Origin of the sequence: Ammoniphilus sp. CFH 90114, assembly GCF_004123195.1 — a bacterium.
Lineage (GTDB): Bacteria > Bacillota > Bacilli > Aneurinibacillales > RAOX-1 > YIM-78166.
Map to the genome: position 1 here is coordinate 18,218 of NZ_SDLI01000014.1, position 13,123 is coordinate 31,340.

At 40.2% G+C, this 13,123-nt stretch carries 15 protein-coding genes; 12 read left to right on the forward strand and 3 right to left on the reverse strand.

The features are described from left to right. Window positions 1–258: 258 nt before the first annotated feature. The 3 genes from EIZ39_RS22245 to EIZ39_RS22255 all read right to left on the reverse strand — a co-directional run bounded on the left by EIZ39_RS22245 (window position 259) and on the right by EIZ39_RS22255 (window position 3,292). Window positions 259–1,590, reverse strand: coding sequence for a copper amine oxidase N-terminal domain-containing protein (locus EIZ39_RS22245; protein ID WP_129203035.1), 1,332 nt, complete (start codon window positions 1,588–1,590; stop codon window positions 259–261). Window positions 1,591–1,836: 246 nt separating this feature from the next. Next, window positions 1,837–2,613 (reverse strand): SDR family NAD(P)-dependent oxidoreductase, encoded by a 777-nt coding sequence (locus tag EIZ39_RS22250; RefSeq protein ID WP_129203037.1) that lies wholly within the window; start codon window positions 2,611–2,613, stop codon window positions 1,837–1,839. Between the two features lie 67 nt (window positions 2,614–2,680). Next, complete coding sequence (locus EIZ39_RS22255) at window positions 2,681–3,292, reverse strand: TetR/AcrR family transcriptional regulator (RefSeq protein WP_164985256.1); 612 nt, start codon at window positions 3,290–3,292, stop codon at window positions 2,681–2,683. A 462-nt stretch (window positions 3,293–3,754) separates the two neighbouring features. Between EIZ39_RS22255 and EIZ39_RS22260 the strand changes: the two genes are divergently transcribed. The 12 genes from EIZ39_RS22260 (at window position 3,755) to nikA (ending at window position 13,120) form a co-directional block, all read left to right on the forward strand. After that, the gene (locus EIZ39_RS22260) at window positions 3,755–5,155 is read left to right on the forward strand and encodes a pyridoxal phosphate-dependent decarboxylase family protein (protein ID WP_240675907.1); all 1,401 of its coding nucleotides are present in this window, start codon (window positions 3,755–3,757) and stop codon (window positions 5,153–5,155) included. 16 nt (window positions 5,156–5,171) lie between these two features. Next, entirely contained in the window at window positions 5,172–5,306 is a 135-nt protein-coding gene (locus EIZ39_RS27605; protein WP_255434047.1) for a hypothetical protein, read from the forward strand. A 321-nt stretch (window positions 5,307–5,627) separates the two neighbouring features. Next, complete coding sequence (locus EIZ39_RS22265) at window positions 5,628–5,843, forward strand: helix-turn-helix transcriptional regulator (protein WP_129203041.1); 216 nt, start codon at window positions 5,628–5,630, stop codon at window positions 5,841–5,843. Beyond that, window positions 5,836–6,228, forward strand: coding sequence for a DUF2178 domain-containing protein (locus EIZ39_RS22270; protein WP_129203043.1), 393 nt, complete (start codon window positions 5,836–5,838; stop codon window positions 6,226–6,228). The genes EIZ39_RS22265 and EIZ39_RS22270 overlap by 8 nt, the downstream gene beginning before the upstream one ends. A gap of 344 nt (window positions 6,229–6,572) precedes the next feature. After that, entirely contained in the window at window positions 6,573–7,070 is a 498-nt protein-coding gene (locus EIZ39_RS22275; protein WP_129203045.1) for a GNAT family N-acetyltransferase, read from the forward strand. Between the two features lie 9 nt (window positions 7,071–7,079). Further along, window positions 7,080–7,685: an RNA polymerase sigma factor SigZ gene (gene sigZ, locus EIZ39_RS22280; RefSeq protein WP_240675908.1), complete on the forward strand. Its 606-nt coding sequence runs from the start codon at window positions 7,080–7,082 to the stop codon at window positions 7,683–7,685. A 74-nt stretch (window positions 7,686–7,759) separates the two neighbouring features. Next, entirely contained in the window at window positions 7,760–8,365 is a 606-nt protein-coding gene (locus EIZ39_RS22285; RefSeq protein ID WP_129203047.1) for a DUF2703 domain-containing protein, read from the forward strand. A 298-nt stretch (window positions 8,366–8,663) separates the two neighbouring features. After that, window positions 8,664–9,275, forward strand: a complete 612-nt coding sequence (locus tag EIZ39_RS22290) for a TetR/AcrR family transcriptional regulator (RefSeq protein WP_164985257.1) — start codon at window positions 8,664–8,666, stop codon at window positions 9,273–9,275. Window positions 9,276–9,345: 70 nt separating this feature from the next. Continuing rightward, on the forward strand, window positions 9,346–9,522 hold the full coding sequence (locus EIZ39_RS26880) for a hypothetical protein (RefSeq protein WP_164985258.1): 177 nt from the start codon (window positions 9,346–9,348) through the stop codon (window positions 9,520–9,522). Between the two features lie 624 nt (window positions 9,523–10,146). Beyond that, window positions 10,147–10,431, forward strand: coding sequence for a hypothetical protein (locus EIZ39_RS22295; RefSeq protein ID WP_129203051.1), 285 nt, complete (start codon window positions 10,147–10,149; stop codon window positions 10,429–10,431). Window positions 10,432–10,666: 235 nt separating this feature from the next. Next, window positions 10,667–11,347, forward strand: coding sequence for an S-layer homology domain-containing protein (locus EIZ39_RS22300; protein WP_129203052.1), 681 nt, complete (start codon window positions 10,667–10,669; stop codon window positions 11,345–11,347). Window positions 11,348–11,488: 141 nt separating this feature from the next. Continuing rightward, window positions 11,489–13,120: a nickel ABC transporter substrate-binding protein gene (gene nikA / locus EIZ39_RS22305; protein ID WP_129203054.1), complete on the forward strand. Its 1,632-nt coding sequence runs from the start codon at window positions 11,489–11,491 to the stop codon at window positions 13,118–13,120. Window positions 13,121–13,123: the final 3 nt, after the last annotated feature.

A 13,123-nucleotide genomic window follows, 5' to 3' on the forward strand; every position in this document is an offset into this window, starting at 1 on the left:
GGTTCCGTTTAGAGATGCAGGCAAGAGTATTCACAATCGTTTTTATCAATATTCGCAGTTAAACGAAAGAAGGGCATCTCTCCATTGTTATGTTGGAAGAAGCCCTACTTTCGTTTTGTTTGTGTTATCGTACGCGACGATAGAGGACAGACTCGAGCTGTTTTGGGCTTGCTCTGTCCGAATGAGGCTTGCATTCAGACGGGAGTTTAATAGTTCTAACGCAACCCGTTAGATCAGATTGACTATTCGGATTCGCTGTTACTTCAGATCGTACAACCAGATTCCAGAGGAATCTGTCCAGAGCTCTAGTTGTCCGGATGGAGTCCAGTAGAGTTCAAAGACCTCTTGAGCGGCTATTGGAGAACCAGCTGTAATCTCTGTCCATGATCCGTCCTTAAAAATCCAAACGTTTCCATATAAGCTATGGGCCTGTACGGCAAGGACATCGTCATTTGACCATGCAAGAAGCCGTACTCCGCGATCTTTTAATGGAGTAGGGTAGGAAGCGCCGCCTGGTCTGATCCATTGATCATTCTCGAGAACAAACATACCGTTTGCATGGGTTCCTAATGCGAGCTTACCGGATTGGGAAGTCGAAATATAGTAATCTGGTAAACTCCCCTCAGGAACAGGGAATTTAGCCCACTTTCCATCAATTCTACGTAATAAACCATCAACGCTTGTTGTCCACATTGTACCATCAGGCAACCAGTTCATAGAATCGATGGTATAGAAATCGACAAGGGCATCATCTTCATATTGAGACCATTTTCCATCTTTATATGACCCTAAACCAGGATAGTTAGAATCTGCAAACTCAACGACAATTTCTCCCTCTGTGGAGAAATTGGCACGCCAAATACTTTTACCGCAGATGAAACAATCCACTTCAGGTAGTTGAATCTGTTCCCATGAATCGTTGTCAAAAATCCATAGTTTGGTGTGACCTTCAATGGCAAGCAGCCTTCCGTCTTTTCCCTGTTCGAGGTATGTAATCCAATCCTTAAAGAGTTTATGGTTACCTAATGGACTCCACTTCCCGTTGACTTGTTTCCAAACACCTTTATCCGTACCGACAAGGAGTGTTCCATCCGATTTCCAAGCTGTTTTACTCACGGCAGAAAATTCTTGATTCTTGTACTCAATTGTTTTCCATTTTCGAGTGGTTGCATTTTGAACTGGCGTAACTTGCGGCTGAGAACCGTCGGAGTTGATCAGAACTGTTCGGGTATTCGCGTCCCAAGCAATTCCCGCGCCAAGTTCTTCACTAACCTTACGTAATGGGATCATCAATCTTCCATTAATTTGGATATATGTTGGGATATATAACTTAGACTTTACCCCATCTTTTGTTATATGTACTTCTCGATTTTTAGCGTCCCATTCAACTTCTGCCCCAAGTTCTTCAAAAACGGCGCGAAGAGGAACGTAAGTTTTTCCGCCCCGCAGTATGGCCGGTGGGTTAAATTGTTGGAGTTCGCCATCGATGTTCACTTTAACATCCTGACTCGAAGTGGAAAATACAGGACCAGCGCTTAACGACGAAGCCAATAAGCTTGCAACAACCATTTTCTTTATTAAATGCTTCATAATCTTCTCCTATCTTGTATTTTTGAGTCTATGAAAGTCATAGGTTAGGACCCATTGGTACACATAGAATTATAACATTTAATAGACTGAGTGGCCGAACGTCTACATGAAGATTTGCCACATTCAAAACTAGTCAAACTAGCAAGAGTAAGGTATGTGATTCCTGAAAATTCACCGTCTAAGGTAGTAGAAGCAAACGAGCTATTGAATTTTAATAAAAATGGCTGCCATTAAAGGGGCAGCCTATCAACCAACCACCTGAATCCCGCCATCCACAACTATATTTTGACCAGTTACATAGGATGATTCTTCAGATAGCAACCAAGTCGCTACAGATGCCGCTTCTTCCGGCCGACCGATTCGTTTCAAGGCATTGAAGCTATTATATTTCTCCTCTACAGCATGAACCTCATCAGGTGTTAAGTGTAGGAATTTCCTTTCTAGTAATGGAGTTCGAATGGCTCCTGGACATAAGGAGTTTATGCGTATGCCCCTACTTCCATATTCCTGTGCAATGGATTTGGTTAAGGCAATTACACCGCTTTTCCCCGCTGCGTAAACAGCAGTTCCTGCCGAACATAATAGAGCATCGACAGATGATGTGTTGACAATGGTCCCTCCAGTTCCTCGCAACATCGCTTCAATTTCATGTTTCATACAAAGCCAAACCCCTTTTAACGTAACCAGGATGAGCTTATCAAAATCTTCTTCAAGGAACTCATGTGTAGGTAGAGAGCGGACTTCATCATTGGCCGCATTGTTAAAGGCAATGTCTAATTTTCCAAATCGTGCAATGGTATCTGCTACCATTTTTTTTACTTCTGTAGATTGCGTCACATCCACCGATAGATACATGACATCGGAATGAATTTTCCTTAATTCACTTAAGGCATGCTCGCCTTTGTTCTGATCTCTTCCGATGATGGCAACTTTTGCGCCACCTTCTGCTAATTGCTTCGCTGCTGCAAAGCCAATGCCCGATGTTCCACCAGTGATTAGAGCTACTTTATTGTCAAATTTCATGGATTACATGCCTCCAGGTCGCGTTTTTTTAACTCCTTGCCAGTATAAAGAAGACTTAGGGTTAGCATTAGCATCGTTGATCCGCCTTTCCTAATAAATCGTTCATAATTTGCTTGATCACCAGGACCTGTTCTTCGAAATGAATCTTTTCTTTTCCAAGTTGCATCGAATCACAAACAAGACCATCTAGATAGGTCATCAACATTCTTGCGATGGAGGTAGTGGATATTCGTGGTTTAAACAATCCTTGTTCCATTCCACGCTCTAGAATCGATACGATTTCTGCTAATGAACGTTCATAACGTCGCTCTAGAGATTCTTTTCTCTCTGCATTTCGGTAAGACTCTAAGTAATATTCAAACAGAATGGGATAAATGGTTTTCTCAAGATCGTTAATGACATGTATAACTCCCTGAATCAAGGCTTCTAATTGTTCAATGGGATTAAGATGTTCCTTCTTACTACTAAAAAGGTATAGTTCAAACTGCTTCTCAAGTTCAGCGAACACATCGTCCTTTCCATTAAAGTAGAGATAGAAGCCGCCTTTGCTAATCTTTGCTTCGTCTAAAATATCTTGAACCGTTGTGAGTTCATATCCCTTTCTTTTAAATACATTTTCTGCCGCGAGCAAAATTAATTTGGCTCGTTGCTCTTTATGTTGATCTGATACTTTGGGCATGTTCATGACCTCCTGAAATTATAAAAGACTACCCCGTCTTTATGTACTGTTATTTTAACGACTGAGTAGTCTTTTTGCAAGTCTATATTATGCATTAACCCAGGTCAGTTCATTCTTATACCAGGTAGAAAGGGTGGATAAAGTCCTCTCTGTTGTTGGAGTTTGAGTTTGCCATCTTTATTATCGATGGAAAGGATCGGTTTTTAATATTTTACTGAATAGTATGACAAGAGTTATGATGGAATCATGGAATGGACTAAGAAATTTCTCCGTTCTGATGCTGGGTACTTGGCTTCCTTAGTATTTTGACTACAGTCTATTGTATAAATGACACTCGCCCCTACATTGGCAATTGGAGGGAGAAAGTTGGCTAATAGACGAAGGGGGGACGAGGGATATCATTTCAGTCGTGAAACCCTACTAATACAGAGAATTACCTACTATAAAGGAGTTGAAACATAAATGGTAAGGAAAATGGAAGAGGATCAGCAAGATATCAAAAACATTCTTGATCGTGTCGTTCAACATGCCACGCAATTTTTTGATGAATTAGATTTTCGTCCTGCATCGGTCAATCCCAATAGAGACCTTTATGATGGATTACCCATAGAAGGTCATGGAGCCTTGCAAGTTCTCGAGCAATTCCAGTCTACTTATTCCAAACAATTAAGTGGAAGTGTAGGCCCTCGTTATTTAGGATTCGTAACAGGGGGGACTACACCTGCCAGTATGGCGGGAGATTGGTTAGTTAGTCTTTACGATCAAAACGTGACAGGTTTGGAGGATTCTGCGGCTGGCCTAATGGAAATTGAAACGATTTCCATGCTGAGGGAACTCTTTCACCTGCCAGTGGAATTTAGCGGTGCGTTTGTTTCGGGTGCAACAATGGCCAATTTTGTTGGTCTAGCTCAGGCTAGACAATGGGTTGCACACCAGTACGCAAAGGATATTTCTCAAGAGGGTTTATATAACGTACCTCCCATTCAAGTAGTAAGTGGAGCACCACACTCTAGTATTTACAAGTCTCTGTCGATGCTCGGGATGGGGAGGAAAAGTGTTCATTTAATCCCCTGTTTGCCAAACAGAGAGGCTGTAGATATAGACAAGCTTCAGAAATTTTTGGAGGAAAACAAAAATAAACCATGCATCATCGTAGCGAATGCTGGAACCGTAAACACTGTTGATTATGATGACTTACACGCCATTGGACAATTAAAAGATAAGTATTCATTTTGGTTCCATATTGATGCTGCATTTGGTGGATTTGCTGCCTGCTCTAAGAAATATCGTCATTTAGTAGAAGGTATGGATCAAGCGGATTCGATTACGATCGATGCACATAAATGGCTAAATGTTCCTTATGATTCAGCTATGCAGTTTAGTAAGCATAAACCATTGCAGGTGGAAGTCTTTCAAAACCACGCAGCCTACTTAGGGAACGCGATTGAACATCCGGAATTTATCCATCTTACTCCTGAGAACTCTAGACGTTTTCGTGCCTTGCCAGCATGGTTTACATTAAAGGCGTATGGAAGAACCGGGTATCAAGAGCTCGTAGAAAGTAACGCTTACTTGGCAGAGCTATTAACACAGAAAATACAAGAGAGTGAGACATTTATGTTATTAGCGCCTACCAAACTTAATGTAGTATGTTTTACACTTGCAATGAGGGATAAACCTATGACTTTTGAGGATATCAAGCGTTTTCTAGAACGTCTGAACCAAGAAGGTCATGTGTTTATGACACCTACTATTTATCAGGGAATACCGGGGATTCGAGCTGCATTCAGTAATTGGCGGACCAAGGGCGAAGATGTGGAACGGATCTGGAATGCCCTTTGTGGGGTGGACCAGTTCATGTGAATTGGGGGATAAAACCATGTTCAACTTGATTGAGAAGATTCTGGACCATTGCGACAGATCAGCCTGTATGGTCACATGGCGAGAGCTAATCCTCATTGGCGGAGGATGGGCTACCTTCATTGTGAATCTAGATGGACACGTACACAAATAGTAAGGGTGATTGAACATTGGGGTTCTAACGGGGACTTAATAGTACACGACGGTTGCTTTCCAACGGCAACCGTTTTTGGTATTTAGCTAATGAGGATCTGGGGCCAGTCGCTGCAATACGAGCCTGATTCTGACAGAGCAAGCCTAAAACAGCTCGGGCCTGTCAGAATACGAGCCTTTTTCACTAACAGGAGTCTATTTTTTAAGAAAAAACAAGGTAATCAAGGTGTAAAATATGTTTGACACCCTGATTGCCATATTTTATAATCAAGGTGTAAAAAACCTTTTACACCTGACGAATTTATATAGGTGGTTATGTGTGATGGAAAATAATATAAGAGAGTTCAGAGAAAAGAAGAGTATTTCACAAGGTAAATTAGCTGAACTATGCAGTGTAAGTAGACAAACGATTAACGCTATTGAGAACAATAAATATGACCCAAGTTTACAATTAGCTTTTGATATTGCAAGGGTTTTAGGAGTAACTATGGAGTCATTATTTATTAGTAGAAAGGATGGGGAGAAAAGGGATGGATAGTTCAAAAAAAATCATGGGCATGTTAGCCTTTGTTGCTTTTATTATTGTTTCAGGATTTTCCTTATACAAATGGGTAAGGTTTGGAACTATTGATGGAGGTTCTATATTTTTTAGTTTTCTTTTACTATCCTATTTTTTTAACTGGATTACTTGGGGACAACATGAAGGAGGGGGAGAAAAAGACGAGTTAGATAGGCATATTCAGACACAGAGTGCGAAGATAGGGTATTTTGCTTTGATGATTTTGTCAGCATTCATCTTATTTGTTTCTGAAGGTGTATCTAATTTGAACGACATTGATAATTATCCTTTACTCATCATGGTCGGTCTAACTTTTGTTACGTTACCGATTACAGAATTTATCTATTCAAGGAAGTTTAAGTGATTTAGAAGAATACTCAAGACTTCCTCCAAATAACAACTACTACCTCCCATTGCTTAGCGGATCAGTGACCTTTTATGTAGTACATCTGGTCCCTGTTGAAATCCTACGAATAAGCCAACTTTCTTTCAGTACCTTAAAATTAAGCTGCTACCGCTGTAGTTGTTGCTACTTTTTCAGGGGTGTAATCTAAACCATGTAATTTACCGCATAGTTTCTGATGGTTTCATTAAGTGGTTATACCGCTTCCTCCGGGATTCGATGGCTCAATAAGGTTGGGGTATACGAAATTATGAATTAATATTATCTTTATAATATAAAACTGAACACAAAGGTTGGAGGTGTTAATGATGTATTTAATAAGGGAAATTCAAGAGAAGGATTGGGACCAATGCAAAGTAATTTATGAAGCCGGAATCGCTACTGGACATGCCACTTTTGAAGTCAAGTCTCCTCCCTATGAAGAATGGATTTCGAGTGCTGTTATGGGGTGTTCTTTAGTAGCCTATGATGGAGATACAATATTAGGGTGGTGCAAATTGTCACGCGTCTCCGACAGATGCGTATATGCTGGGGTCGGTGAGGTAAGTGTCTATGTGCATCCAGAAGCTAAGGGTAAAGGCATTGGAAGCGTGCTATTAAACGGACTAATTAAGAAATCAGAAGAAAAAGGATACTGGACTCTAAATGCGGGAGTATTCCCTGAGAATGAAGCCAGTATACAACTACATAAGAAGCATGATTTTCGAGAAGTAGGTCGACGTGAACGTATAGGAAAGATGAATGGAATTTGGCGTGATGTAGTTCTTCTCGAGAGAAGAAGTCGTGTTGTTGGAATGGATTAAAATAAAGAGGTGATTGATATTAAACAGGTTAATCTTGTTACGGTTTGGCAAGATTTTAGAAACATCCTCAAGCAGTTCATTAAGAGCCGTGTATCAAACGAACAAGATACCGATGATATTCTTCAAGAAGTCTTTATCAAAATTCATCATCATCTACCCAATCTCAAAGAAGAAGATAAGTTGCGGTCTTGGGTGTTTCAAATAACCAGGAACACGATTATAGATTTTTATCGGAGTCGCGGGAAGAACCAATTTGAGTTGTTAGTTGTGGAGATAGAGGACAAGTTAATAGATAAGAACAGCTTGCCTGCCGATGGAAATAAAAATGAAATTGTCTCTTCATGGTTAAAAGATTTGACAGAACAACTCCCTGAAAATGATAGAGAAGCCCTTCTACATACTGAGTATGGAAATCTGACTCAAAGGGAATTAGCTGCTAAATTAGGCATTTCCCTCTCCGGGGCCAAGTCACGGGTACAGCGAGGGAGAGAAAAATTAAAACATATACTTTTGGAATGTTGCCATTTGGAATTCGATAATCAAGGAAATATCCTGGATTATGAGGTGAATAAGGCTAATTGCTCCTGTAAAGAAATTCGAGATAAAATGAATTAAAGCTGCGTCCTTTTTAAATAGCCTCCGTCTTCTTAAGTGAAAGTAATCATTTAAGGAAATAGGAGGCTTTAATTATGTCAAGTTGCCAAATGAACAAAACCAAAGGATCCGACTCTTGTGGATGCGGGTCCGAAGAAAAAGTTGCTCAGCAAAAGGAAAGTAAACAGTTAACCATTGATTTTATGTATATCGATCTGGATGTTTGCACTCGTTGCAAAGGAACAGAAGAGAATTTAGATCAGGTGATGACTGAGGTGGTAAGTCTCCTGACTACCACGGGATACGATGTGAAAGTAAATAGCATCCTGATTGAAAACGAAAAACAGGCAGAAGCATTGAAATTCGTTAGTTCGCCTAGCATTCGAATTAACGGAAAGGATATCGATTTAACAACAAAAGAAAGTAGCTGCGATTCCTGCGGTTCGATTACGGGAACCAATGTAGATTGTCGGGTCTGGGTTTATGAAGGGAATGAATATACAGAAGCCCCTAAAGCACTAATCATGAATGCCATCTTAAAAGAAGTATATGGTGCTAAGGAGAGTCAGAACAACGAAGTGAAGGATTCATATGTAGTTCCTGACAACCTGAAAAAATTCTTTGCGGCTAAGTATAAAAAAAGCACTCAAGTAAAGAGTGTGTCTTGTAATGGTACGGAAAAATTAATAGGATGTTGCTAATAAGAATGCAGTGCCCCCTAATATAAGGGGGCATTATCTTTTTATGGTAGGAATAGAAACGTATGTACAGTCTTTTTCTTAACCAATCGTGACCCAAACACCTTTATGAGTACAGCTTCTTTTCAGGGTATTTGCTTTTTCGAAGATTGGCAATCGGTTCACATGTATTTACAAATTATTCTAGGGTAGTTATAATCCTTTTATGACCAAATTTAAAAATTAGTCATATGTTTATGTTGGTGTTGAAATGTTTCAAGGATACCATCTAACTATTAAAAAGAAAATGGGTGGAAAGACAGTGCCTAGATTTAATGAACTAGAAAAAGTGAATATCCGGAAGAACTTAATCCAAAAAGGCACAGAGCTATTTATTTTATATGGCCTAAAAAAGACAACGATTGATAATATAGCAACCGCTTGTGGGATATCTAAAGGATCTTTCTATGCTTTCTATGAAACAAAAGAGGATCTATATCTTGAGATTTGGTTGAAGGAGGAGGCTAAATTTAATGAATTCCTTACAGAAATTATGCAGTCGTATGACGATGCAAAGGAGATGCTAATTGAGGTGTGTCGTGGTACGTTTCGATATTTTGAGATGAACCCCTTTCATCGAAATATGTATGAAAAAAAAGAGATGGAACAGCTTGTACGAAAATTAGCTCCTGAAAAATTAAGTATGTTAATAAACCAAGATAATTCAACTTTTGTACCTCTGATTAAAAAACTTCAAGAGGAAAAAAAAATTATCCCCATTGACCCTGAAACTGTCATGGGTATACATCGTTGCTTATCCATGCTTCCTCTAATCAGACAGGAAGTGGGTGCTGCTGTGTTTCCCGCAGCAATAGAGCATATGATTCAATTTATTGCGGAGGGATTGACCAAGTCAGAAAACGGTAGAACCTAATATCAGTAATTTGGCTATTGTCTAGTATATGGGGTACATATGAAATATTAACAATTGGAGGTTTTTAGTAATGGTTCAGAACAAAAACGGTTATGTGGAAATTGAATGGTTATTATATGATATTCGATCACAAATTAACCAACTCGCTTGGATGGCAGTAAAGATGGAATCCAATGATGCTATTCTTGAGGGATTAACTGAGGTTCAAAATAATCTAGAAGAGGTAAAAACTCTCGTTAGGTCCTGATGGACGACTTCGCTATTACCATTTGAAGACAGTCAAAATGGAACGGGAACTATTCCAGCTTAACTAATAAGTGCACCTAACCCAAGAGGCAGTTAAACAGAGGCTAAGGCAAGCCTCATTCGGACAGGGCAAGCCCCAAACAGCTCGGACCTGTCAGAATACCAGCCTCATTCGGACAGCGCAAGGTGAAAAAAGCTCGAGTCTGTCGGAATCCGAGCCTCATTCGGACAGCACAAGGTGAAATCAGGATCTTCTTAACCTTCAGCAATGGCACGCAACATCAAGCATGGAGTTTCTATCCCTACTTATCTATCCTAAAAAATATTTGAAACCAATTTCAAGGATTGATCTTTAAATGCTCTTCCAACTCTATTTTCACCGTAAGCATAGGGAGTTATAGATAGTTTGGCAACAGTTTTTTCTAAATCTACTAAGCGTTATAACTAGAGAAATAATGAGCTTGTTTAGATATTTCTTATAGATCGATTGTAAAGAAGCAGTCTGTCATCGCTGCTTATTCTTTTTGTTAAAGAGGTTTGTTCAATAAGAAATCATAAAAGGAAGAGCATTTACTATAAAATATATTATTACACGACATAAATAAAAATATATGGAGGTATAGTTATGTGGGTAATATTAGGGGTTATTGCAATAGTAGTAACTTTTATAAATCTTTATATGTATACAACAGGAAAGGATTATAAGCTTGCTATGGCGATGGGATTAACATTTACAGCCTTAACACTTTGTGCAGAATACAGTCTTGTATCTGGGTGGGTAAAAGCAGAAGATTGGTCGGCTTTATTAGATGTAGTTCCTGGTATGGAAAGGGCATTATGGTTTTTGACAATGGTTTCTATCTTACTAAATATAGCACCTATACTTTTAGAACGAAAAGGTAAGAAATAATGACTTATTGTCACATTATTTATATAATATGCAATTAATGTGTAAGTCTTTACGTATAACTAACTTGAATTCGTTGCTTCAATAGTGGTTGCTTCGGCAGCCATTTTTAATTCCTCAAAAAACGAGCAAGATTGCTGAACAACACCTACTCCATTATTCATCTAACAGGTTCGATCGACTGCTCTTAGTTTGATAGTAGAACTAAATAGGATACATATTATATTGGGGGAGAACCATGAAAAAATTACTGATACTATCTATGCTTCTGCTCTCGATGGCCGCTCACTCAACCCAAGCTGCTCCTCAATTCAAAGATTCTCAAGGACATTGGGCAGAAGATACGATTCATTATTATGTAGGGGAGGGTCTGGTTAGCGGATACCCGGATGGAACCTTTAGACCCAATCAAAGCATATCGAAAGCCGAGTTGATTTTTCTTGTAGCAAAGTTCATGAACCTAAAGCCATCTTCAACTTCACCCCAGGTGAACCATTGGCTAGCAAAGGAAGGGTATTTAGATCAAGGGATGCTATTGATTTTGGAAACTTTATGGGAGTTACCTAAAAATAAGAATGAAGTCGGTCCATTCCTTAATCAACCTTCTAAACGGTGGGAAGCTGCGGCGCTCTTCGAAACTTTCCATCCGGAAGGTACGATGGGGCAAAGAAATTTGAAGCTTAACGACAAGATACTTCAAGAGAATTTGGTAAAGTACAAGGATTTACAGATGAATCATAAGGAATCGTTCTTCTGTCTAATTGCCTTGCAAGACGGAATGATGAAGGGCTTTCCTGATGGCTACTTCCGACCCTATGAACCTCTTAATAGAGCTCAAGCTATAACGGTCATTAGTTTTCTAGATGAAAAAATGGTGGAGGAGCGGCTGTGTGCTGCTTCTTTTTTTGGTTTACTCTAATTGCGGGATCTGCAACGGTTTTATTAGGAGTGTATAAGCTAGTTTTCTTAATTGAGAATAAAAATTATTGACAATAAAACAACTCATCGATAGAATTAATGATAATCATTATTAATGTCATTCGAAAGGAATTATTCCATCATGTTCAAATTCAAAAGGAAGACTATTTTAGTTTCCGTCATGAGTGTTCTCATGTCTGCCGCTCTACTTGGATGCTCCGAGAAAGAGACGACAACGACAGCTAAAGAAGCAGCACAACAAACAGAGCAAACAGAGAAGTCCGTCACACTATCTTGGCCGCGGGACATCGGGACGATGAATCCCCATGTTTACAATCCTTCGCAATTAATTGCGCAATCGATGATTTTTGAACCCTTGATCAGCTACAAAGAAGGAGGCGAGCTGGCCCCCCATCTTGCTGAATCCTGGTCGATATCAGAGGACGGCAAAGAGTACACTTTCAAGCTCCGTCCCAATGTGAAGTTTTCGGATGGGACGCCTTTTAACGCGGCTATCGTGAAAAAGAACTTTGATGCAGTGATGAAAAACTCCAAATCACATAGCTGGCTTGGTGTCATCAATGCCTTGGATAAGACCGAGGCTGTGGATGAGCTGACATTCAAAATGACGTTAAAGGAGCCTTATTACCCGGCATTGCAGGATTTATCTTTAGTTCGCCCGGTTCGATTCCTGGGTGAAGCCGGATTCCCGGAGGATGGCGACACTTCGAAGGGAGTAAAAGAATCAGTCGGAACTGGACCTTGGATGCTAACCGATTATAAGAAAGACGAATATGCCGTGTTTACCCGGAACCCGAATTATTGGGGAGAGAGTCCTAAGATTGAAAAAGTAACCGTAAAGATCATTCCAGACCCAGAGACGCGTGTAATGGCCTTTGAGAAAGGCGAGTTGGATTTGATCTATGGGGAAGGCGTCATCAGTATGGATTCCTTTAATCAATTGAAAGAATCCGGCAAATACACAACAGATCTGTCTCAGCCTGTGGGAACCAGAAGCATGCTGTTAAATTCATCAAACGAAAAGTTGGCTGATCAGCGAGTGCGCTTAGCTCTCCATCACGGTTTTAACAAACAAGCCATGGTGGAAGGCATCACACTTGGTTTGGAGGAAAAAGCGGATAACATTCTATCCAAAAACTTCCCTTATACCAATATTGATGTAGAGCCAATCGAATATAATGTGGAAAAAGCGACGGCTTATCTTGAAGAAGCGGGCTGGAAGCTGCCTGCTGGAAAAACCGTACGGGAGAAGGACGGCCAACCCCTTGAGCTGGAATTAATCTACGATAAGACGGACCCGATTCAAAAAGCGATGGCGGAAACCGCGCAAGCCGAATGGGCGGCCATTGGTGTTAAGCTGAACATTACGGGTCTTGAACTGACGGTTCAAATCCAAAAACGCAGAGCAGGTGAATTTGACGTGGACTTCTGGACCAACTACGGAGCGCCTTATGATCCGCATTCTTTCATTAATGTTGTGGCTGAAAAAGGATGGGGGGTTTCGGAAGCCCATACCAACCTGCCTATGAAACAAGAGCTGGATCAACAGGTCAGTGAGGCACTTACTTCTACGGATGAGACAAAGCGTCAAGAGCTATACGGATCCATCCTAAAGACTCTGCAGGAGCAATCAGCGATCGTGCCCGTTTCTTACATTAAGAAAACCGTTGTTTATCATGATAAGGTGACAAACTTTATCTTCCCGGCGAATCGGGATGAACACCCGTTCTACGGGATTGATACGAGCAACTAATGG

Coding starts and splice junctions, on each gene's coding strand:
- EIZ39_RS22245 (WP_129203035.1), bottom strand. CDS start 1,590: ATGAAGCATTTAATAAAGAAAATGGTTGTTGCAAGCTTATTGGCTTCG.
- EIZ39_RS22250 (WP_129203037.1), bottom strand. CDS start 2,613: ATGAAATTTGACAATAAAGTAGCTCTAATCACTGGTGGAACATCGGGC.
- EIZ39_RS22255 (WP_164985256.1), bottom strand. CDS start 3,292: ATGCCCAAAGTATCAGATCAACATAAAGAGCAACGAGCCAAATTAATT.
- EIZ39_RS22260 (WP_240675907.1), top strand. CDS start 3,755: ATGGTAAGGAAAATGGAAGAGGATCAGCAAGATATCAAAAACATTCTT.
- EIZ39_RS27605 (WP_255434047.1), top strand. CDS start 5,172: ATGTTCAACTTGATTGAGAAGATTCTGGACCATTGCGACAGATCAGCC.
- EIZ39_RS22265 (WP_129203041.1), top strand. CDS start 5,628: ATGGAAAATAATATAAGAGAGTTCAGAGAAAAGAAGAGTATTTCACAA.
- EIZ39_RS22270 (WP_129203043.1), top strand. CDS start 5,836: ATGGATAGTTCAAAAAAAATCATGGGCATGTTAGCCTTTGTTGCTTTT.
- EIZ39_RS22275 (WP_129203045.1), top strand. CDS start 6,573: ATGATGTATTTAATAAGGGAAATTCAAGAGAAGGATTGGGACCAATGC.
- EIZ39_RS22285 (WP_129203047.1), top strand. CDS start 7,760: ATGTCAAGTTGCCAAATGAACAAAACCAAAGGATCCGACTCTTGTGGA.
- EIZ39_RS26880 (WP_164985258.1), top strand. CDS start 9,346: ATGGTTCAGAACAAAAACGGTTATGTGGAAATTGAATGGTTATTATAT.
- EIZ39_RS22295 (WP_129203051.1), top strand. CDS start 10,147: ATGTGGGTAATATTAGGGGTTATTGCAATAGTAGTAACTTTTATAAAT.
- EIZ39_RS22300 (WP_129203052.1), top strand. CDS start 10,667: ATGAAAAAATTACTGATACTATCTATGCTTCTGCTCTCGATGGCCGCT.
- nikA (WP_129203054.1), top strand. CDS start 11,489: ATGTTCAAATTCAAAAGGAAGACTATTTTAGTTTCCGTCATGAGTGTT.